Raw genomic sequence first — 21,225 nt, forward strand, 5'->3', positions numbered from 1 at the left:
GTAAGGACATTCTGACGTCATGAGATTCTCACCTCCGCACTGGTGACCGGCTAGAGTGCCTCCGTGGCCACCCAGCTCGACATCCGGATCGACCGGTCCTCCCCCGTGCCGCTCTACCACCAGCTCGCCGAACAGCTCGCCGCCGCCATCGACGACGGGGCCCTGCACCCGGGCGACGCGTTCGAGAACGAGGTCGCCATGGGGCTGCGCCTCGGCCTGTCCCGCCCCACGGTGCGCCGGGCCATCGCCGAGGTCGCCGCACGCGGGCTCCTGGTCCGCCGCCGTGGCGTGGGCACGACCGTCGCCAACCGCACCGTGCACCGCCGGGCCGAGCTCACCAGCCTCTACGACGACCTCACCCGCGCTGGCGCCCACCCCACGACCACGGTGCTCTCGCTCGACATCGTCCAGGACGAGCGGGTCGCGGGCGCCCTCGACCTCGCCCCCGACAGCGAACTGCTCGCCATCGTGCGGCTGCGGCTGTCCGACACCGAACCGCTGGCGGTGCTGCGCAACTGGTTGCCACCGGCCCACCTCGACGTCACCAAGGAGGAGCTCGAGGCCGAGGGCCTGTATGCCGTGCTGCGCCGCCGCGGCGTGCGTCCGGTCGTGGCGCGGCAGCGGATCGGGGCCAGGCCACCCAGCCCGAGCGAGCGCCGCCACCTGCGGATGCGAGGCAACGAGCCCGTGCTCACGATGACCCGCAGCGCCTTCGACGAGGTGGGACACCCGGTCGAGTACGGCGACCACTGCTACCGCGCGTCGACCTACACGATCGAGGTCATGGTCGACGAGCGCTGACCGAGCGAACGGGCTACTGAGTGGTCAGGCGCACGCAACTGAGGCGTGAGGCGCAGGCTACTGAGTCGTGAGGCGCAGGCTGAAGTCGGCGCTGTTGCCCTCGCCGGTGATCGTGAAGCCCAGCGCGGAGAGCCCGGTGAGGTTCTTGGCCTCGTCGGCGCCCAGCTCGTCCTTGAACTCGGTCAGCAGGCCGGCGATGTCGACGAAGCCGGCGACCCGGGCCGAGTCGGCTCCCTTGACCGCGTCCTTGAATCGGTCGGTGTCACCCAGGCCGTGCTCCGTGCCGAGCTCGTCGGCGTAGCCCTCGGACAGTGACACCACGGTGGTGCCACCCGTGGTCCTGAGCGTGAGGGCATCGGAGCCCATGCCCTGGCCCGCGTCGGAGATCTTCTGGAGCACAGACGGGTCGCCGTCGGTGAGGGCCGCGATGCGCACGTCGCTCTGGCCCTCACCCATGCCACCGAACACCAGCGAGAACTGGCTGCCCAACGCGGCATACAGGTCGTCGGGCACGGAGATGCCCAGCTCGCTCTCGAGCTCGTCGACACCGTCGGCGAACTCCTGCTTGCCCATGGTGTCGGTGATGGCCTTCTCCAGCGCCGGCCAGCCGGCCTTCAGCTGGTCACCGGCGTTGGCGACGCTGACCGCCGCGAGGGTGGTGTCGGGCAGGTCCCCGAGACCGGTGCCCTCCCTCGACCCGGCGAACTTCACGCTGGCGCCGTTGGTGTGACCCGCGAGCTCGAGGTGCGGTCCGTCGAACCGCAGGGCCAGCGCGACCCGACCGGTCTGCGAGGTGGCCGGGCCACCGGTGAACCCGGGGATCCTGCCGCCGACGCTCAGTGACTTCGTGGCCTGGCCCACCTGCTCGGCGTCGAACCATGCGGCCACGACGCCGTCCTCGCCGAGGTCGGCCATGTCCTTGCTGAAGTTGGCGGAGTCGGCGAGGGTGCCCTTGGCCGCGGCGGCGGCGACCCCGGCGGCCTTGCCGGTGCCGTCGGTGCAGAGGGCGAACTCCTCGACCAGCTGGCACTCGGCCTCGTTGGCCTTGGCGATCCTCGGCAGGCTCGCCTTCGCCCGGTCGGCGTCGGTCACCGCCAGCGCCACCACGACGGTCGGCTCGGCGTCAGCAGTGGCGCCCGGCACGAGCCCGACCCCGATCCGCTGGCCCAGCCATGGCTCGACGTCCTTGGCGTAGTCGACGCCCTTCAGCTGGCCCTCGGCCTGGAGGCGGGTGATGACGACCTTGCGCAGGTCGGAGTCCTCCTTCACCTCGTCACGGGTGGCGGGGAACTTGCGGATGAAGCGGATGCCGTCGAGCTTCTGGTCCGCCGAGGGGTCGAGGTCGATCTTCGCGAAGGCGATCGTGGTCGCGGGCAGCGCCGACTCGGGCTGGGCTCCTCCGCCGCCGACCTGCTGGAACGCGAGCGCGCCCCCGGCACCCACCGCGACGATGGCAAGGATCCCGCCGACGAGGGCGACGGTGCGGCCACGGCCCGGCTTGCCCGCCGCCACCGGCTCGGCGCCGGGCGGGTAGGTGGCCTCGCCCGCATCGAACGGGTTGGTCTGGCCGAACTGGCTGGTCTGCCCGAACGGGTCGGTCTGCTGGAACGGGTCAGCCGGCTGGCCCGGCTTCGGTACGTGCTCGAACGGGTTGCTGCTCATGTCGTGGATCCCCCAGTGCGGACTGTCGCCGCCAGCGGTCCCTCGGCGGCTGCGCCGCAGAATAGAACAGGCCCGGTCCACCCCGAGGGGCGAACCGGGCCAATCCGGACCGAATTGTTACGTCGGTCTCAGACCAACGTCTCAGCCGGCGACGACGTCGAGCGTCACCTTGGCCTGCACCTCGGGGTGCAGGCGGATGAGCGCCTCGTGGCTGCCGACCGACTTGATCGGGGTGGTGATCTCGATCTTGCGCTTGTCGAGCTCAGGGCCACCGGCCGCCTTCACCGCGGCAGCGATGTCGGCGGTGGAGACGGCACCGAACAGGCGGCCGGAGGCGCCTGCGTGGGCCGCGACCTTGACGGCTTTGTTCTCGAGGTTGCCCTTGATCGACTTGGCCTCCTCGAGGGAGTTGATCGCGCGGACCTCACGGCCCTTGTTGATCGAGTCGACCTGCTTCTGCCCGCCCTTGGTCCACGCGGTGGCCAGGCCACGGCGGAACAGGAAGTTGCGGGCGTAGCCGTCCTTGACGTCGACGACGTCACCGGCGGTGCCGAGGGTGGAGACCTCGTGGGTCAGAATGACCTTCATCTTCTCAGTCCTTCCTGACTCAGCGAGACGAGCTCGAGTAGGGCAGCAGCGCCATCTCGCGGGCGTTCTTGACCGCGGTGGCGATGAGTCGCTGCTCCTGGACGGACACACCGGTCACCCGACGCGCGCGGATCTTGCCGCGGTCGGAGATGAACTTGCGCAGCAGCGCAGTGTCCTTGTAGTCGATGTTCTCGACCTTCGCCGCCTTCAGCGGGTTGGCCTTCTTCTTGGGCTTGCGCACAACGGGCTTGGCCATCGTGGTGCTCTCCTTCTGCTGAGCTGCTCAGCGGATGAGCCCTGGTCTCCCAGGGATGGTGTTCTTCAGTGGATGTATGCCGGGTGGCTGGCTTCCCGGGGAAGCCAGCCATGCGGCATACCGAGTGATCTGGACCCTTGACCCGGCTCGGTCAGAACGGGGGCTCGTCGTAGGACGGCGCGCCGCCGCCCCACCCGCCAGCCTGCTGGCCGCCGGACTGGGGAGCCGCGGCAGGAGCGGACGACGGGCCGGTGGCCCAGGGGTCCTCCTGCTGGCCACCCTGACCGCCGCCCTGCTGACCGCCGCCACCGGAGAAGCCTCCGCCGCCGCCGGTACCCCGCTGGGTCTTGTTGACCTTCGCGGTGGCGTAGCGGAGCGAGGGGCCGACCTCGTCGACCTCCATCTCCATGACGGTGCGCTTCTCGCCCTCTTTGGTGTCGTACGAGCGAGACTTCAGCCGGCCCGAGACGATGACGCGAGTGCCCCGCTGGAGCGACTCGGCGACGTTCTCCGCCGCGTCCCGCCACACCGAGCAGCGCATGAACAGGGTCTCCCCGTCCTTCCACTCGTTGGACTGCCGGTCGAACTGGCGCGGCGTGGAGGCCACGGTGAAGTTCGCGACGGCAGCACCCGAGGGGGTGAAGCGCAGCTCGGGGTCGCCGGTGATGTTGCCGATGACGGTGATGACGGTGTCGCCAGCCATGAAGCGTGTCCCCTGTTCGTTTGGGTCAGGTGGTGGTGCCGGTGGTGCAGATCAGGTCAGATCAGGTGCAGCTCAGGCGCCGGGGCGCAGGAGCTTGGTGCGCATGACCGACTCGTTCAGGCCGAGCTGGCGGTCCAGCTCCTTGGCCGTGGCCGGCTCTGCGGTGAAGTTGACGACGGCGTAGATGCCCTCGGCCTTCTTCTTGATCTCGAACGCCAAGCGACGGCGGCCCCAGATGTCGATGTTGTCGACGGTGCCCTTGTCCTTGGTGACGACGGTGAGGAACTTGTCGAGCGAGGGCGCGACGGTCCGGTCGTCGAGCTCGGGGTCGAGGATGACCATGAGTTCGTACTGACGCATGCTGATAACCCGCCTCCTTTGGTCTATGGCGGTCACGGTCTCTCCGTGACAGGAGGGTTGCAGTGCGATCCCCCTGGACACACCGTCGAGGCGTGCTGCGGGAGAACCTGACAAAGAGTACCGGCCCGTGAGGACTTCGCCGAATCGTCATCCACAATCCTTCCGCGCAGCCTGAGCACTCCCTGGGGCGCCCAGGTTGCGCCGTCCCCGACTCTTTCGCACCCGGGCCCAGCCTGGGTGCGCTTGGCTCAGATGAGGTCCCGCAGGGCGTCGTCCGGATCGATCCGGCTCGCGCGCCAGCCCGCCCGCACCGCTCCGAGCACGATGCACAGCGGGGTCAGGAAGGCCCCCACAAGGACCGCGGCCGGGCTCGGGAGCCCCCATGGGTCGACTGGGAGCAAGGTCAGGCGACGGCCGGCAATCAGGGTGGTGACGAGCGTCGAGCCGGCCAGCCCGGCCAGCACCCCGACCACGGCCGTCCCGGCACCGAGGACGGCCACTTGGGCGAAGACCGCGGCCGCGATCCTGCGCCGCGACCAGCCGATGGCGCTGAGCAGGCCGATTTCGCGTCGTCGCTGCTGGACCCACGAGGCACCCACGGAGCCACCCACGAGCAGGCTGAACACCACCAGGACCACCACGAGGGCGAGGGACGCCCACCGCAGCGCGGCGAACAGCCCCCCGAGTGAGCGGAGCTGTTCCGCGACGCTGCGGACGGCGAACCCTTGCTCGGACAGCTCGCGCTGGACCCGCGGCACCCGCTCGGGGTCCGCCACTCGAACGTAGGCCGTCGTAAACATCGGCGCACCAGTCGCCGCCCCGGAGCTGGCATAGAGGTCCTCGAGAGCCTGCTCGGACAGGTAGGACGGAGTCGGCCCGGCCTGTCCCGGAATGGTGTTGTCGGCGATCCCGACCACTCGGAAGACCCGCTTCGCGGGCTCGCCCACCCCGGGTCGGACGACCTTGGTGAACTCCAACGTGACGGACTTCCCGAGTAGACGGTCGAGCCGGCCACCCGGGACCGACGACGGCAGCACGACCTCGTCGGCCGCCAAGCCCGCGGCCGGGAGGGTCCCGGCGAGGAGCTGGGGACTTAGTCCGGGGATGAGCGGCGTGCCCCACAGCGCACCGGGATTGACGTCGGGGTCCGGCCAGTCGGCGTCGTGGCTCAGCGCTAGGTCGACCTGGAACCAAGGGTAGGCCCCCGTCACCCCGCTCAATCCGGCCAACCGTCGCAGCGCCGCGCCGTCGAGTTCCCGGGTAGCGCCCGGGCCCTGCGACGACAACTCGATGAGGTTGAGGGCCGACCGGTACTGGACGGACCTGGCGTACCGGGACACCCCGGCGCCCACCACTCCGTTCAGGGTCAGCATCGCCGCAACGCACACGGCGATCGTGACCAGCAGCTGTCGATGGGACCGGAGCCCGGGTCGCAGCGTCGCACGCGCGAGCAGGGCGACGTCAGACAAGACGGCCTCCGTCGATGGTGAGGACACGGTCGGCGACCCGGGCCACCTCGTCGTCGTGGCTGGCGATGACGATCGCGCGGTCCGCCCGCCGGGCCCGGCTGAGCTCGTCGAGGACCATCGTGCGATTGGCGGGGTCCAGACCTGCGGTGGGCTCGTCCGCCAACACCAGCCGCGGGTCGTTCAGCATGGCTCGGCACAGCGCCGCTCGCTGGGCCTGACCGCCGGACACCTCCTTCGCGAGTCGGGCAGCGACCTCGGCCAGCCCGAAGTCGGCCAACAGCCGATCCACCGCCTCGCAGACGGGTCGCCGCGCCGCGATCGCGACGTTGTCGCGGACGGACAGGTCGGGCAGGAGGTTGCCGTTCTGGAACACCATCCCGACCCCGTCGCGGCGAGCGCTCGCCCCCTGCATGGTCGTGGTCGGCAGACCGCCGACAACGACCATGCCGGAGTCGGGCGACGACAACAGACCCGCGATGCGCAGCAGCGAGGACTTGCCGGAGCCGGACGGACCCCGCAGCCAGACGACCTCACCGGGAGCGACCTCAAGGCTCACCGCGTCCAGCACCTTCGTGCGGCGCCCACGCGACAGGTACGACTTGGTCACGCCCACGAGGGCAAGTGATACCTGGACGGGTTGGCTGAGGCGGATGGGCGCCGTCACGGTAGGAATCCTGGGATGGCGATCGCCTGAAGGGTGAGCGCCAGGCTGCAGGAGCCACTCCCGGACAGGTCGGTGGACAGGAGCGTGCGCGCATCCCGACAACCGCGTTCTGACCGGAGTTCGGCACCAACCCCGTCGAGCAGTCCCGGCGGGACGTCGACACCCACGTGGGACAGCGCCGCTGCGGACGCGACACGCTGCATCGGTGGGAGGTCGTGCCTACTGGCCCACGTCGGGAGCTGCGCGACGATGTCATTGAACGATCTCGCCGGGGCGCTCGGGTCGATGAAGAGATAGTCGCTGTTGATGGCCGCCAGGGCATCCCGCTCGGCGAGTTCGTCCCCCTCCGGCACCGCGAACCGGCGGAAGCCGGCCTTGGTGACACCCGCCTCAATGTCCACCGCTGGCGTCATGACTGCGAGATAGTCGGCGAGCTGCTCGCGGCCAACCTCCCGGGGTTGCTGCGTCGCAGTGGAGCGCGCCAGGGGGATGAGCTCTCGCCACCGGACGTCTCCAGATTTCCGAAGAGCGACGGCAGCGGTGAGTCTCGTGGACACCGGCGCACGGACGTCCGTGGCGACGGCATACAGGGCGTTCTTGGTCCTGTCGCCGGCCACCTCGGCGAATCGCGAGTCGAGCAGCTTCGCGAACAGGTACGTTGCGTTCACCTGACCGTGCGCCGGGACCCGCTCGAGCAGCAGCCCGCTGCGAGGGTCCGCCTGGCCGGTCAAGGCGTCGGTGACGGCCCGGGGAATGGTTCCACCGAGAGCTTTCGCCGTGGTCAACGCGCTGCCGCGGACCGCGGCGTCCACGCCCTGCGACACGGCGACCCGCAGTGCGGCCTCGAGCACCTCGGCCCGCCGATGCCGGGTGCCGCGCGCTGCGTCGAGGGACACCACGGCTTCGGTGTCCAGCCAGCTGCGGTCGTCGTGCGGCACTCCAAGCGCGACATCCCGGAACTGGTCGCGGAGGTCGCGCGAGTCCTCCCCGTCGGCGAGACCCAGGCGCTCGCGCGCCTGTTGCAGCCGCCAGGCGAGGTAGGGCGTGCGCGTAAGGTCCGCCCGCGTGAGCCGGTCGAGACGCTCCAGCGCGGAAGCAGCGGGAGGGGGCCCGATGCCCCAAGCGCGCAGCGACGCGTACGTGGCGGCATACGTCGCGACCACGCCCACCTCAGCGCCCACATCGGCCCGTGGAGGCAAGGTGACAGCGGTCCACAACCTCGTGAGTGCGGCGCGATCGGGCCGAGTTCCCGAGCGTCCCAAGATGGTGACGTACGCCCAGAGCCCCGCGAGATCCCCCTCGCTCGGCTCGGCACTGCGAGCCGCCCGAGTCCAGTCGAACCGCCTCGGGAGGAACGCAGCAAGCTGAGCCGTGGCGAAGGCCGACCCCTCGCTGGTGGGTGCTTCGGGCAGCCGGAACAAGCCGTCCGGCATGAGGAACGCGCGGGCATCAGCGACCAGGGCGTCAGGCACACCCGAGGACTTCAAGGAGGCGTGGTTTGCGGAGCAACCGGTGACCGCCGCCGCGAACAGCACAGCGGCGGCGATGAACCGTTGGCACGAGGGCAGCACTAGACGTGTGCCGTGGTGCTCCGCAGGTTGCCGTAATAGAAGGCTTGCGCTGTGGTGTCGGCACCGACGTAGAGGGCACCCCACCCGCCACAGACCTTCCCGCTGATGTACGAACCCCTCGACCCGTTGCTGTTCGTCCACGTCACCGAAGACGAGGAGCGGTCGGAATCGAGGCTGGCCCCCTTGATCGACATCGACCCGAGACCGATCTGGTAGAAGGCGGTGTGGTTCTTGATCCAGTTCGGTGACGCAGTCATGACAGCTGAGGACTGGAAGGACCCACAGCTCGTCCAGGTGAAGGACTGGATCCAGATGTTCGCGGTCAGGGTCTGGCCGTTGTCGAAGCGGGTCGACTCACTATCGCTGTTCGCGGATGCCGCCGAGGCACCCCCGCAGACGACTGCTGCGGCAACTACCGTGGCGATCGACACCTTGGTGAGGCCGTTCGTGCGCATATTTCTACTCCCAACTCTGGATGGAATGGCAGTATGGCTAGAAACAAAGCCTTAGTTCTCCCCATATACCCCATGTTTGTTTGAACATAGGGGGCTAGTGACCAGAAATCAAGGGAGCTCGCACATGTTCTATCGACAGAGCCTGGCGTCGCGTCGGGGATGGCCCTATGCGAGGCGGACCAGCAGCCGATCCTCGGCGTCGGTGAAGTCGCCGGCCAGCTCGTCCGGGTCGCCGTCCGAGTCTGCGTAGTTCGGAAGATCCGCCGGGTCCTGGTCCGGCTCATCTTCCGAAGAAACGGGGTCGGGGAGGGGCTCGCGGGCTGCGGCGGTGTGCCACACCCGCCACACGAGGTAGCCGACGGCGGCGACGCGGATCACGAGGAACACGGCATACCAGCCGGGCGGGAGGCCACGGTCGGGCTTGGAGAGCCCGCCCACGTAGAGCCACACGGTGACGAAGTGCAGCGACTCGGCGGCAGCCCAGAGCAGGTGGTCGCGCCACCGCACCCCGCACAACGCGAGGAGGGGGAGCAGCCACAGCGAGGCCTGCACCGGGAACGCCTTGCCGGTCAGCAGCGCCAACGCCACCAGCACGAAGGCGACCTCGGCCACGCTGGGCCGTCGCGGGGTGCTGAGCGCGAACACCGCGCCGACCGCGCAGGCGACCAGCAGGCCGACGACCGCGAGCAGGGTGGTCGCCCCGGTCGGGAGCGGGTGGCTCACCAGCTGCGGGATCATCCACGGCGAGCCCAGGCCCGCGGCGCTGTCCCACCAGACCTGGGTGGAGCGCAGGATCGCCGTCGGATTGGATCCGACGAGGAACGGCAGCAGCACGACGGCGACCGCACCTGCTGCGGCGCCGAGCGTGCGGCGCACCGCCTCGAGCCGGCCGCTGCGCAGCCCGAGCAGCACCAGCGCGAGCAGGATCAGGAGCGGGTAGGTGCGCGCCGTGACGCCGAGACCCAGTAGCACCCCGGCCGCGACCGGCCGACGACGGCTCCAGGCCCAGATGCCGGCGCTGGCCAGGGCCACCCCGAAGAGATCGGGCGACAGCATCGCGGTGAGGAGGAGCACCGGGCTGAACGCCACCTGGGCGGCGTCGGTGACGTGCAGCGGACGCGACGCCGCGGTGAGGTAGACGACGGCGATCGCGAGCGCGGTACCGAGTAGGGCCCAGAGGGCGAAGTACCAGCGGGTCTGGTCGAGGAACGCGCCGTTCGGCACCAGCCCACCGACCCAGGCCATCACCGCACCGGTGAGCACCGGGTGGTCGGCGCGGGCGCCCTCGCCGCCGACGTAGGCGGCCAGGCCGTGGTCGAGGTTGCCGAGCTGGTAGAGCGCAGGGAGGTCGGAGAAGCAGGCGTGCCAGAACTGGTCGGAGCCGACCCAGCCCTTCTGGATGCAGTGCGTCCGCTCTGCGACCGACAGCGCCATCGTGGCCGCCGTGGCGACCAGCAACGGCACGACGGTCGCGGCCCAGGACACCGCCCGGGCCGAGACGTGACGGCCGAGCGGCCCGCCGGCGACAGCCAGCGAGCCCCCCGGCAGCAGGTCCCCTCGACGGGTCACTGTGGTGTGGCGGTCGTCGGTGGCGCCCCACCCAACGTGATCGTCGTCGGAGGCGGCGGGCCGGGGGTCTTGGTCGGCTTCGTCTTGGTGGTGGTCGGCGTCGTCGTGGGGGGCGTCGTCGTGGTCGTGGTCGTGGTGGTCGTCGTCGTGGTCGTGCTCGTCGTCGTGGGCGGCGGCGTGTAGACCTGGTCGTCGCCAAGGCCATCGCGCTTCGGGAAGTCCAGCACCTTGGCACCCTTCAGGGCGGACTGCATGTAGTCGGTCCAGATGCGGACCGGCACCGTGCCACCGGTGATCTCGGAGTAGCCGCCGATGTCGGTCATCGACAGCTCGGTGCCGCCCTTGCCGGTGCGGTACATCCCGACGGTCGTGGCCAGCTGCGGGGTGAAGCCGTTGAACCAAGCGGCCTTGTTGTTGGTCGTCGTGCCGGTCTTGCCGGCCACCGGCCGCCCCAGCGCCTGGGCGTACTGCCCGGTGCCCTGCTTGACGACCTGCTGCATGGCGTCGATGGTGTCGGCGGTGACCGCCTTGTCGAACGCCGCCTTCCTGGTCACCTTGACCTTGTAGTCGAGGTCGCCGGGACCGCCCTTGACCGTCTTGATCAGGTAGGGCGTCACACGCACGCCGTTCGAGGCGATGGTCGCGTAGGCGTTGGCCATGTCACGGACGGTCACGCTGTCCGTACCGAGCACGTTGGCGTAGTTGGTGCCGAGACCCTTCTCGGGCAGCCCTGCCGCGACCGCGGCCGCCTTGGTGTTCTTGGGGCCGACCTTGATGTTGAGCTGGGCGTACACCGTGTTGACCGAGTGGGCCGTCGCGGTGCGCAGGTCGATCCGACCGAAGTTCTCGCCGCTGAAGTTCGTGACGCGGCCCCGTCGGGCGTTCTCGTCGCCCGCGCTGTCCTCGAACTCCTTGAAGTACTGCGGGGTCGCGCCGTTGAACATCGTCTTGGTGCTGATCGGCTTGTCCTGCGACAGCCCGGCCAGCAGCGCGAACACCTTGAACGTCGAGCCGGCCTGCATCTTGGCGTCCGTCGCGGTGTTGAACTGCTCCTTGAGGTAGTCCTCGCCGCCGTAGAGCGCGACGATCGCACCGTCGCCGGGCTTGATGCTCGTCAGGCCGACGTGCAGCGAGTCGGTGCCCTTGCCGGTGGGCATCCGGTCCTTGACGGCCCTGACGGCCGCGGCCTGGGCATTCCGGTCGATCGTGGTGACCACCTTGTAGCCGCCCTTGTCGATGTCCGCGTCGGTCATCTTGAGCTTGCTCTTGAGCTCCTTCTTGACCAGGTCGACCAGGTAGCCGGTCGGGCCCGAGGCCCCGGTGGTCTTGCGGGGCTTCTGCAGGGTCGGGAACTTTGCGGCGGCGCGCTGCTGCGGCGTCAGCCAGCCCTCGGTCACCATGCCGTCCATGACATAGGTCCACCGTGACTCCGCGTTGGCCTTCTGCTCCGCCCCCAGGGCCGGGTCGTAGAACGACGGGCCACGGATCACCGAGGCGAGGAACGCGCCCTCGGATGGCGTGAGCCTGGAGACGTCCTTGTTGAAGTACGCCTTGGAGGCGGTCTGGATGCCGTAGGCGCCGCGGCCGTAGTAGATCGTGTTGAGGTAGTTCTCGAGGATCTGGTCCTTGGACTCCTGCTTGGCGATCTTGATCGAGATGATGATCTCCCGACCCTTGCGCGTCAGCGTCTGGTCCTGGGTGAGGAAGTAGTTCTTCACGTACTGCTGGGTGATCGTCGACCCACCCTGGGTCGCACCGCCCTTGAGACCCACCCACACGGCGCGCGCGATGCCGGTCGGGCTGATCCCGGAGTTCTGGTAGAAGTTGCGGTCCTCGGCGGCGAGGTGCGCCTCCTGCACCGGCTTGGGGATCTGCGCCAGCTTCACCGACTCGCGGTTGACCTCGCTGATCCGGTCCATCTCGGTCTTGCCGTCCGCGTAGTAGATGATCGACGCCTGCGCGTTGGCCAGGTCGTTCGGCTTCGGGGTGTCGACGAGGGAGTAGGCGACGAAGAACGCGATGACCGCCAGCAGGAAGCCCGCCAGCGCCGTGATGCCGAGCCCCTTGGCCCAGCGCTTCTTCCGGCTCGTCGTGGCGCCGCCACCCGTGCCGCCACCCCGGCCGCCACCCCGGCCTGCGCCGCTGGTCGAGCCGCGCCGGGCGCCGGAGCCGTTGCCGGCACCGCCCTTGGCGGCGCGCTGCGCCGCCTTCGCCTGGGCGCGCGTCTTCGGACGTGAGGTGCTCATGGGACCTTCCCGATCGGCATACAAACAGGCACGGTCCAGGCCTTTCGGCCACGGTTCCGCACCGTCAACTGACGCTCAGTATGACTGGCGACCTTGAGAATCGTGCATTCGCCCGACCCCGCGTCAACGAACCCCCGGGATGAAAGGTCACGAATCCCAAGATATATCGGCTCGATATATCTGGTGTACGCTTCCCCTGTCGTCGGACGTCCGGCGGGCCTGCACGGACGCGGTCCGTGGCGATCCGTATCCAGCGCGTGAGGGAGGTGCAGCCAGTCATGAGTCGTCGCTCGGATCTGCTCGAGTTCGCGGTCCTCGGACTGCTGCACGAGAGCCCCATGCACGGCTACGAGCTGCGCAAGCGGCTCAACGCCGCGCTCGGCGCCTTCCGTGCGCTGTCCTACGGCACGCTCTACCCCTGCCTGCGCGGCCTGCTCGACCAGGGCCTCATCGCCGAGGCGAGCGGCACCCAGCACGCTGCGGCGACGGCGGGCTCCAAGCGCGCCCGGATCGTCTACGAGCTCACCGCGGACGGCAAGGAGCACTTCCAGGAGCTGCTCAAGGAAGCCGGTCCGACGGCGTGGGAGGACGACACCTTCGACGTCCACTTCGCCTTCTTCGCCCGCACCGAGGCCGAGGTCCGACTGCGCATCCTCGAGGGACGCCGCAGCCGGCTCGAGGAGCGGCTGGACACCATCCGCACCAGCTCGGCCAAGAACCGCGAGCGCTTCGACACCTACACCGCCGCCCTCGAGCGGCACGGCCTGGACTCCGCCGAGCGCGAGGTCCGCTGGCTCAACGAGCTGATCACCGCCGAGCGGAACATCCCCTTCTCGGCAGCCCCGAGCACCACCTCGAGCACCACCTCGAGCACCACCTCCAGCACCGCCTCCAGCACCACCTCCACCCCCATTACCCCCAACAACTGAGGAGTCTTCCCATGGGATCCGTTCGCGTCGCCATCGTTGGCGTCGGCAACTGCGCCAGCTCGCTGGTCCAGGGTGTCGAGTACTACAAGGACGCCGACCCGGCCGGCAACGTCCCCGGGCTCATGCACGTGCAGTTCGGTGAGTACCACGTCAAGGACGTCGAGTTCGTCGCCGCCTTCGACGTGGACGCCAAGAAGGTCGGCTTCGACCTGGCCGAGGCGATCGGCAACTCGGAGAACAACACCATCAAGATCGCCGACGTGCCCCCGACCGGGGTCACCGTCCAGCGCGGCCACACCTACGACGGCATCGGCAAGTACTACGCCCAGACCATCGAGCAGTCCGACGCCGAGCCCGTGGACATCGTCCAGGTCCTCAAGGACACCAAGGCCGACGTGCTCGTCTCCTACCTCCCGGTGGGCTCCGAGGTGGCCGACAAGTTCTACGCCCAGTGCGCGATCGACGCCGGCGTGGCCTTCGTCAACGCCCTCCCCGTCTTCATCGCCTCCGACCCCGAGTGGGCCGCGAAGTTCGAGGCGGCCGGCGTGCCGGTCATCGGTGACGACATCAAGTCGCAGGTCGGCGCGACCATCACGCACCGCGTGATGGCCAAGCTGTTCGAGGACCGCGGTGTCACGCTGGACCGCACCTACCAGCTGAACGTCGGCGGCAACATGGACTTCAAGAACATGCTCGAGCGCGAGCGCCTCGAGTCCAAGAAGGTCTCCAAGACCCAGGCCGTCACGTCCAACCTGACCGGCGCCCTCGCGGGTCTGACCGACAGCCGCAACGTCCACATCGGCCCGTCCGACTACGTCGCGTGGCTCGACGACCGCAAGTGGGCCTACGTGCGCCTCGAGGGTCGCGCGTTCGGTGACGTGCCGCTGAACCTCGAGTACAAGCTCGAGGTCTGGGACTCCCCCAACTCGGCCGGCATCATCATCGACGCGATCCGTGCGGCGAAGATCGCCAAGGACCGCGGCATCGGTGGCGCGCTCATCAGCGCCTCGTCCTACCTCATGAAGTCCCCGCCGGTGCAGCGCGAGGACACCGAGGGACGCACCAAGCTCGAGGCCTTCATCGCCGGCACCGAAGAGCGCTGACCCAGCGACTCAGCCAGACGGCACACGAGAGGGGCACCTTCCGCACCACGCGGAAGGTGCCCCTTTCGTCATGCCGCCTTGCCCGCCCGAGATCCCAGCTCTCGGGCCTCACTGCGGCGCCACGACCCGAGAGTGGAGCTCTCGGGAGGATGGATCCCGGCCGGTATGCCGCGTGGCCATCTCGCCGCCCGCCGCCCGCCGCCTGCGTCCGCGAGCGCCCGCCTGTCCCAGGACTTGTCACTCGTCGAAGCCACCGTCACCGGAGTCGACCGCAACCACGACCACCGACACGTTGTCGCGGCCACCGGAGTCGACGCCCGCGGCGACGAGGGCCTCGGCGCAGGCCTGCGGATCGTCGTGCGCGGCAAGGATCTCGCAGAGGCGGTCGTGGCTCAGCTCGTTGGACAGGCCGTCGGAGCAGATGACGAAGCGCTCGCCCGCCTGCGGGGGCAAGAGCCAGATGTCGGGCGTCGGCGGCGCCTCGGACCCCAACGAGCGAGTAATGACGTTGCGCAGCGGGTGCCGCGCCGACTCCTCTTCGGTGATCAGCCCGGCGTCGATCATCTCGCGCACCTCGGAGTGGTCCACGGTGAGGAGCCGGAGCTGGCCGTCAACGAAGCGGTAGACGCGGGAGTCGCCGACGTTGAACACGGCCCAGTGGTCGGAGCCACCCGCCTTCACCACGGCGAGGCCTGCTGCGGTGGTGCCCATGCCGGTCTGCTCGGGGTTCATGGCGACCGACTCGAGGATGCGGCGGTTGGCCAGGGCAAGGGCTTCGACGAGGTCCTCACGGCTGCGCTTCGGCGCCGAGGCGAGCTCCCCCAGGGTCGCGGTCACGATGCCACTGGCCACCTCGCCGGCGGCGTGGCCGCCCATGCCGTCCGCCACCACGAAAATCGTGCGGTCGGCCAGCACGCTGTCCTCGTTGTGCTGTCGCACCCGTCCGACGTCCGTGGCCGCACCGGCCCGGACGGTCAGTCCGGGGAACTGCTCGCTCGGATGCTTCAGGGTGGGCATCGCAACCTTTCGGGGAACCTCGCGAAAACCGGGGGTGGACCGACGAAGGCCAGGCCGATGACCGGTCTGCAAACTCTTGCTGACTCTAGTGAGGCTGGCTCTCCGGCTGCTGGGCCCACCACTCCTGCAGGGCAGTGACGGCCGCGTCACGGCCGACCATGCCCCGGTCGAGGCGCAGCTCGAGCAGGAACGAGTAGGCGCGCCCGAGCACGGGGCCGGGTGGGATGCCGAGCACCTCGGCGATCTCGTTGCCGTTGAGCTCGGGTCGGACCTTGGCCAGCTCCTCGGCCTCCATCAGCGCCTCGATCCGCGTCTCGAGCGCGTCGTAGGTCTGGGACAGCCGGGCCGCCTTGCGGGCGTTGCGGGTGGTCGAGTCCGACCGGGTGAGCCGGTGCAGGCGCTGGAGCAGCGGGCCCGCGTCGGTGACGTAGCGGCGCACGGCCGAGTCGGTCCACGCCCCGTCGCCGTACCCGTGGAACCGCAGGTGCAGCTCGACCAACCGGGTCACCGCCTTGACGGTGTCCTTGTCGTAGCGCAGCGCCTTGAGCCGCTTGGCGGTGAGCTTGGCGCCGACCACCTCGTGGTGGTGGAAGGAGACCCCGCCGCCCTCCTCGAACCGGCGGGTCGCCGGCTTGCCGATGTCGTGGAGCAGCGCCGCGAGGCGCAGCACGAGGTCGGGGCCGGGCACCGACGACTCGGGGCCGTCGGGCGGGCCCTCGAGCGCGATCGCCTGGTCGAGCACCCGCAACGAGTGCTCATAGACGTCCTTGTGCCGGTGGTGCTCGTCGATCTCCAGCTTGAGGGCCGGCAGCTCGGGCAGCACGTGGTCGGCCAGTCCGGTCTCCACCAGCAGGCGCAGCCCCGCGTGCGGCGACGCCGCGAGCACCAGCTTGGTCAGCTCGTCGCGGACCCGCTCGGCCGACACGATCTCGATCGAGGCGGCCATCGCCGTCATGGCCTCGCGCACCTCGGGGGCCACGTCGACCTCGAGCTGGGACACGAAGCGGCAGGCCCGCATCATCCGCAGCGGGTCGTCGCCGAACGACACCTCCGGCGGTCCGGGGGTGCGCAGGCGACGCGCGGCGAGGTCGGCCAACCCGGCATACGGGTCGACGAACTCCATCGACGGCAGGCGCAGGGCCATCGCGTTGACCGTGAAGTCACGCCGGACCAGGTCGTCCTCGAGGTTGTCGCCGAAGGCGACGACCGGCTTGCGGGTCTGGCCGTCGTAGGCGTCGGCGCGGTAGCTGGTGACCTCGACCACGTGGTCGCCGCGACGGGCGCCGATGGTGCCGAACTCGCGGCCGATGTCCCAGTGCGCGTCTCCCCACGGGCGCAGGATGGCCAAGGTCTCGTCCGTCGAGGCGCTGGTCGTGAAGTCGAGGTCGGGCGACACGCGCCCGAGGAACGCGTCGCGCACCGGGCCGCCCACCAGGGCGAGCTCGTGGCCCTTTGCGGCGAACAGCTCACCGAGCTCGGTGAGCAGCGGCACGACCGGCGCGAGGTGGGCGGTGGCCCGGCGCATGAGCTCGGACAGCGGCTCGCGGGGATCGGCGGTGGACACGGAGGTCAAGGGTAGGCGCTCGTTAGAGTGGCACGGTGACCTCCCCCGCTCGCGACCCCGAGAGACTGGCGCCCAGCCGGCCTCGGCTTCCCTCGGTCGAGGAGCGTTCGGCCGGGGGGATCGTCGTCGACGTGCACGACGGCGTCGCCCGGATCGCGGTCATCGCGCGGCGCAACCGGGCCGGCCGGATCGAGTGGTGCCTGCCCAAGGGCCACATGGAGCAGGGCGAGACGCTGCAGCAGGCCGCGGCCCGCGAGGTCGAGGAGGAGACCGGCATCGAGGGCCGCGTCCTCACCGAGCTCGGCACCATCGACTACTGGTTCGCCACCGGCGAGCGCCGCATCCACAAGTTCGTGCACCACTACCTCCTCGAGGCCACCGGCGGTCACCTCACCATCGAGAACGACCCCGACCACGAGGCGATCGACGTCGCCTGGCTGCCGCTGCGGGAGGCACACGAGCACCTCACCTTCCCCAACGAGCGCCGCATCGCGAGGCAGGCCTGGCAGCGACTGGCCGGAGACGGGTGATGCCCCGCGCTTCCGTATGCCGCGTGCTCGCCGCGGCGGCGCTGGCCGTGCCCGCGTGGTTCGCCGTCGCCACCCCGGCCTCCGCGGCCGACCTCACCCTCGACCTCAGCTCGGTGACCCCGGCGGTGGCCAGGGCCGGTGACGACCTGGTCGTGACCGGCACGCTGCACAACGGCTCCGGTGCAGCGCTGTCGCGCCCGACCGTCTCGGTGGTCATGGGGTCGATGGAGCCGACGCGCAAGGCGGTCCGCGACTGGGCCGCGCAGACCGGTCCGGCCGGCGGGAAGGTCGTGGGGCAGGTCCGGCTCACCGGTTCGGTGCCCGCGGGGGGCAGCCAGGCGTTCTCGGTGAAGGTCCCGAAGCTGGCCGCGCTGGGCCCGGCCGCCTACGGCGCCATCCCGCTCAGCATCCAGTCGGGCCCGGCGAGCATCCGGACCTTCGCGGGCTACCAGCAGACCAAGCAGTACCAGCCGATGTCGATCAGCTGGGCCGCCCCACTCACCCTCGACCCCGACCCGAACCTCTTCGGCGGCAGCGGCGCGGCCCGCGAGACCGCCTGGAGCGAGGCGCTGGGCGACGGTTCCCGGGTCTCGCGGGTCATCCTGGCCACCGAGGACGCGCCGGTCACCTGGGCGATCGACCCGACCCTGACGCCCACCCTGCTCCCCGACGACGTCGACATCGAGGCCGGCTCCGCCCAGGGCCGGCAGGAGCGCGCCATCCGGGTCGCCACCGAGGAGCGGATCACCGACCTCGCACCACGGCACAGCCCCTGGGTGCTGCCCGACACCGACGCCGACCTGGCCGCCGTCGCGGGCATCCGGGCCGGTGAACCGCTGATGCGCAGCTTCGTCGACCGCGCCGACGGGGTGGCCAGGAAGCTCGACGGACGCGCCGACGTGGCCTGGCCCGTCGACGGCGGCTACACCGCGACGCGGGAGAGCGCCCTGCGCCGGGTCTTCCGCGTGCCGGCCCTGGCCGGACAGGTGACGTCCGCCTCGGCGCTCGCACCCGCCGGGTCGGCCACCACGCCCAGCGCCGCCCAGCGCAGCACGACCGGGCTGCCGCTGCTCGCCTACGACGACTCCCTCAGCGGGCTGCTCACCCGCACCACGTCCCCGTCGGACGGGGTGCTCAGCACCCAGCAGTTCGTCGCCGACTCGGTGGCCCTGCTCAACGAGCTCCCGGGCACGGAGGGGCGCAGCGTCCTCGTGGCCGCCCCCCGCTCGTTCAACCCTGACCCGGCGACCGCCCGGAGCTTCTTCGCCGCCACTGCCACGATCCCGTGGCTGGCGCCGACCACCACGGACGCGCTGCTGGCGCAGGCTCGGCGGGCGGTCCCGACGAGCTCGGCTCCGGTGACCCGTCCCATCCTGCCGGCGACCGGCGGACGAGCCGTGCTGACCACCGCCAAGGTCGGGCAGCTCGAGCAGACCGTCCGCACGGTCCGCGGCGTGGCCCAGATCCGTGACGACGGTGACGCGTTCCTGCGCACCTGGACCCGTGCCGCCGAGCAGCTCGCCTCCACCCGCTGGCGGGCCGCCCCCACGGCCTGGAACACCCTCAGTGGGCGGGTCTCCGAGGCCGCCCGGCAGACCACGACGGCGGTCAAGGTCTCGGCCAGCACGATCAACTTCCTCGCCGACTCCGGCCGCCTCCAGATCACCGTGACCAACGACCTGGCCGTCCCGGTCGACGACGTGAAGCTCACCGTCGAGGCGTCGAACCCACGGCTGCGGATCGACAGCCAACCCGGGGTGCTGCGGATCGGGCCACGCAGTCGCGCGACCGTGACGGTGCGCGTGACCGCGCTCGCCGCCGGACCGGTCCCCCTGCGCACCACGCTCACCACCCCCGACGGCACGGTCATCGGGCAGGGCGCCGACGTGCAGGTGCGGGTGACCCCCACCGGCCACTGGATCTACTGGGGCCTGGGTGGCGTGGCCGGCGCGATCCTCCTGCTGGGTATCGTGCGGACCTTCCGACGTCGGCCCGGATCCGGACCGGGCTCCACCGGGCCCCCGCCGCCGACCGCTCCCGACCCGCTGCCCCGAGAGGCCACCACCGCATGACCCTGCATCGATGACTGACGCACCGTCCGGCGAGCGCAGCCTCGCCCGGTCCAGCGCCCTCATGGCCGCGGGCACCGTCGTCTCGCGGGTCCTCGGCTTCGGGCGTGCGGCGCTGCTCAGCGGCGCCGTCGGCATCGGCCTCGCCGCCGACACGTTCCAGGTGGCCAACACGCTGCCCAACCAGTTCTACCTCCTGCTCGCCGGGGGCGTCCTCAACGCCGTCCTCGTCCCCCAGATCACCAAGGCGGCGAGCCACGACGACGGCGGGCACGCCTTCGTCAACCGCCTGCTGACGCTCTCGCTGGCCCTGCTCGTCGGCGCCACCGTCCTCGTCACCCTCGCGGCGCCCCTGCTCGTCCGGGTCTTCGCGACCCACGAGTGGGACTCCGACGCCGTCGGCCTCGCCGTGGCGTTCGCGTTCATCTGCCTCCCGCAGGTGTTCTTCTACGGCCTCTACACGCTCTTCGGCCAGGTGCTCAACGCTCGCGGCCAGTTCGCGGCGTACATGTGGGCACCGGGGCTGGCGAACCTCGTCGCCATCGGCGGCCTGGTCTGGTTCAAGGTCGCCTATCCCCACCCGGGCAAGGTCGGCGAGTGGACCCCGGGCATGGTCTGGATCCTCGCGGGCACGGCCACGCTGGGCGTCGCGGTGCAGGCGGCGGCGCTGTGGCTGCCCCTGCGGGCCAGTGGCTTCCGCTACCGGCCGGTGTGGGGCTTTCGCGGCGTCGGGCTCGGCAGCGCCTCGAAGGTCGCGGGGTGGACCTTCGCGGCCGTCGCGCTGAGCCAGGCCGGCTACATCGTGACCTCGCAGGTGATGACCCGTGCCACCCACCTGCTCGACGTCCGCGGTCAGGCCGGGGAAGGAGCCGGTCTCGCGGCCTACGGCTACGCCTTCCTGCTCTTCATGCTCCCCCACTCGCTGATCACGGTCTCGCTCGTGACCGCGCTGTTCACGCGGCTCTCCCAGGCTGCCCATCGCGGCGACAGCGGGGCGGTGGTGGCCGACCTCGGCAGCGGGCTGCGGATGCCGGCCGTGCTGCTCGTGCCGGGCACCATCGCCATGGTCGTCCTGGGGACCCAGGTCGCCCGGGTGGCCTTCTTCGACAACACCCCGCAGGAGTCCGCCGCGATCGGGCGCGTGATGGTGGCGATGATGCTGGGCCTGGTGCCGTTCGGGTGGCTCTACCTGATCCAGCGCGTGTTCTACGCCTACGAGGACGCCAGGACGCCGTTCCGCCTGCAGGTCGTCGTGACCGTGGTGGCGACGGCCGCGAACCTCGTCGCCGCCACGGTCGACCCCACGCACACCGGGATCGTCGTGGGTCTCGGCCAGACGCTGAGCAACCTCGCCGCCGCGCTGCTCGGGTTCGTCCTCCTGCGCCGCCGGCTCGGGTCGCTGCACCTGCAGCCGAGCATCCGCGGCTACGTGCGACTGGGGCTGGCCTCCGCGGTCGCCGGGATCCTCACCTGGCTGGGCGTGCGTGCGCTGGAGGCCGCCGGCCTCGACAGCACGTCGTGGACCGGCGCGTTGGTCGAGGTCGTGGCCGGTGGAGGGGTCTTCGTCCTCATCGCGCTCGGGCTCGCCCACGTGATGCGGGTCCACGAGGTCGCCTTGCTGCTCGACCCCCTGCTGCGCCGCCTGCGACGAGGCCGCTCCTGATCGGCA

19 protein-coding genes are annotated in these 21,225 nt (G+C 70.4%); 6 read left to right on the forward strand and 13 right to left on the reverse strand.

Features of this window, described 5'->3' with window-relative positions:
- Positions 1-63: 63 nt before the first annotated feature.
- Entirely contained in the window at positions 64-801 is a 738-nt protein-coding gene (locus tag AC1DWJ_RS03565; RefSeq protein WP_457254482.1) for a GntR family transcriptional regulator, read from the forward strand.
- A 57-nt stretch (positions 802-858) separates the two neighbouring features.
- Here AC1DWJ_RS03565 and AC1DWJ_RS03570 read toward each other — a convergent pair whose 3' ends face one another.
- The 11 genes from AC1DWJ_RS03570 to AC1DWJ_RS03620 form a co-directional block, all read right to left on the reverse strand.
- Positions 859-2,463 carry a DUF3352 domain-containing protein gene (locus tag AC1DWJ_RS03570; protein ID WP_457254481.1) on the reverse strand — a complete coding sequence of 535 codons (1,605 nt, stop codon included), beginning with the start codon at positions 2,461-2,463 and terminating at the stop codon, positions 859-861.
- A 141-nt stretch (positions 2,464-2,604) separates the two neighbouring features.
- Entirely contained in the window at positions 2,605-3,051 is a 447-nt protein-coding gene (gene rplI / locus AC1DWJ_RS03575) for a 50S ribosomal protein L9 (protein ID WP_457254480.1), read from the reverse strand.
- 19 nt (positions 3,052-3,070) lie between these two features.
- Positions 3,071-3,307: a 30S ribosomal protein S18 gene (rpsR, locus tag AC1DWJ_RS03580; RefSeq protein WP_056884210.1), complete on the reverse strand. Its 237-nt coding sequence runs from the start codon at positions 3,305-3,307 to the stop codon at positions 3,071-3,073.
- Positions 3,308-3,458: 151 nt separating this feature from the next.
- Positions 3,459-4,010 carry a single-stranded DNA-binding protein gene (locus AC1DWJ_RS03585; protein ID WP_457254479.1) on the reverse strand — a complete coding sequence of 184 codons (552 nt, stop codon included), beginning with the start codon at positions 4,008-4,010 and terminating at the stop codon, positions 3,459-3,461.
- Between the two features lie 72 nt (positions 4,011-4,082).
- Complete coding sequence (rpsF, locus tag AC1DWJ_RS03590) at positions 4,083-4,370, reverse strand: 30S ribosomal protein S6 (RefSeq protein ID WP_056921396.1); 288 nt, start codon at positions 4,368-4,370, stop codon at positions 4,083-4,085.
- A gap of 248 nt (positions 4,371-4,618) precedes the next feature.
- Entirely contained in the window at positions 4,619-5,839 is a 1,221-nt protein-coding gene (locus AC1DWJ_RS03595; RefSeq protein WP_457254478.1) for an ABC transporter permease, read from the reverse strand.
- Complete coding sequence (locus tag AC1DWJ_RS03600; RefSeq protein ID WP_477619994.1) at positions 5,832-6,503, reverse strand: ABC transporter ATP-binding protein; 672 nt, start codon at positions 6,501-6,503, stop codon at positions 5,832-5,834. Before AC1DWJ_RS03600 ends, AC1DWJ_RS03595 begins: the two co-directional genes overlap by 8 nt.
- Positions 6,500-7,975, reverse strand: coding sequence for a hypothetical protein (locus AC1DWJ_RS03605; RefSeq protein WP_457254476.1), 1,476 nt, complete (start codon positions 7,973-7,975; stop codon positions 6,500-6,502). Before AC1DWJ_RS03605 ends, AC1DWJ_RS03600 begins: the two co-directional genes overlap by 4 nt.
- A 98-nt stretch (positions 7,976-8,073) precedes the next feature.
- Entirely contained in the window at positions 8,074-8,529 is a 456-nt protein-coding gene (locus AC1DWJ_RS03610) for a hypothetical protein (RefSeq protein WP_457254475.1), read from the reverse strand.
- A gap of 165 nt (positions 8,530-8,694) precedes the next feature.
- Entirely contained in the window at positions 8,695-10,098 is a 1,404-nt protein-coding gene (locus tag AC1DWJ_RS03615) for a glycosyltransferase 87 family protein (RefSeq protein WP_457254474.1), read from the reverse strand.
- The gene (locus AC1DWJ_RS03620; RefSeq protein ID WP_457254473.1) at positions 10,095-12,344 is read right to left on the reverse strand and encodes a transglycosylase domain-containing protein; all 2,250 of its coding nucleotides are present in this window, start codon (positions 12,342-12,344) and stop codon (positions 10,095-10,097) included. The genes AC1DWJ_RS03615 and AC1DWJ_RS03620 overlap by 4 nt, the downstream gene beginning before the upstream one ends.
- Before the next feature lie 278 nt (positions 12,345-12,622).
- Here AC1DWJ_RS03620 and AC1DWJ_RS03625 point away from each other — a divergent pair, with 278 nt between their 5' ends.
- Positions 12,623-13,273 (forward strand): PadR family transcriptional regulator, encoded by a 651-nt coding sequence (locus AC1DWJ_RS03625; protein WP_477619995.1) that lies wholly within the window; start codon positions 12,623-12,625, stop codon positions 13,271-13,273.
- Between the two features lie 11 nt (positions 13,274-13,284).
- Positions 13,285-14,376: an inositol-3-phosphate synthase gene (locus AC1DWJ_RS03630; RefSeq protein ID WP_344136911.1), complete on the forward strand. Its 1,092-nt coding sequence runs from the start codon at positions 13,285-13,287 to the stop codon at positions 14,374-14,376.
- A 237-nt stretch (positions 14,377-14,613) separates the two neighbouring features.
- Here the strand turns inward: AC1DWJ_RS03630 and AC1DWJ_RS03635 are convergent, their stop codons facing one another.
- Together AC1DWJ_RS03635 and AC1DWJ_RS03640 are read right to left on the reverse strand one after the other, a co-directional pair.
- Positions 14,614-15,393, reverse strand: coding sequence for a PP2C family protein-serine/threonine phosphatase (locus AC1DWJ_RS03635; RefSeq protein WP_457254471.1), 780 nt, complete (start codon positions 15,391-15,393; stop codon positions 14,614-14,616).
- Between the two features lie 85 nt (positions 15,394-15,478).
- Positions 15,479-16,918 (reverse strand): CCA tRNA nucleotidyltransferase, encoded by a 1,440-nt coding sequence (locus AC1DWJ_RS03640; protein WP_477620364.1) that lies wholly within the window; start codon positions 16,916-16,918, stop codon positions 15,479-15,481.
- A gap of 74 nt (positions 16,919-16,992) precedes the next feature.
- On the opposite strand from AC1DWJ_RS03640, the gene AC1DWJ_RS03645 reads away from it, so the two are divergent.
- The 3 genes from AC1DWJ_RS03645 to murJ are packed head-to-tail and all read left to right on the forward strand — an operon-like array spanning position 16,993 to position 21,219.
- Positions 16,993-17,487 (forward strand): NUDIX hydrolase, encoded by a 495-nt coding sequence (locus AC1DWJ_RS03645; RefSeq protein WP_457254470.1) that lies wholly within the window; start codon positions 16,993-16,995, stop codon positions 17,485-17,487.
- On the forward strand, positions 17,487-19,559 hold the full coding sequence (locus AC1DWJ_RS03650; RefSeq protein ID WP_477619997.1) for a DUF6049 family protein: 2,073 nt from the start codon (positions 17,487-17,489) through the stop codon (positions 19,557-19,559). Before AC1DWJ_RS03645 ends, AC1DWJ_RS03650 begins: the two co-directional genes overlap by 1 nt.
- A gap of 10 nt (positions 19,560-19,569) precedes the next feature.
- Complete coding sequence (gene murJ, locus AC1DWJ_RS03655; protein ID WP_457254467.1) at positions 19,570-21,219, forward strand: murein biosynthesis integral membrane protein MurJ; 1,650 nt, start codon at positions 19,570-19,572, stop codon at positions 21,217-21,219.
- Positions 21,220-21,225: the final 6 nt, after the last annotated feature.

Source organism: Pedococcus sp. P2_D7, assembly GCF_056404295.1.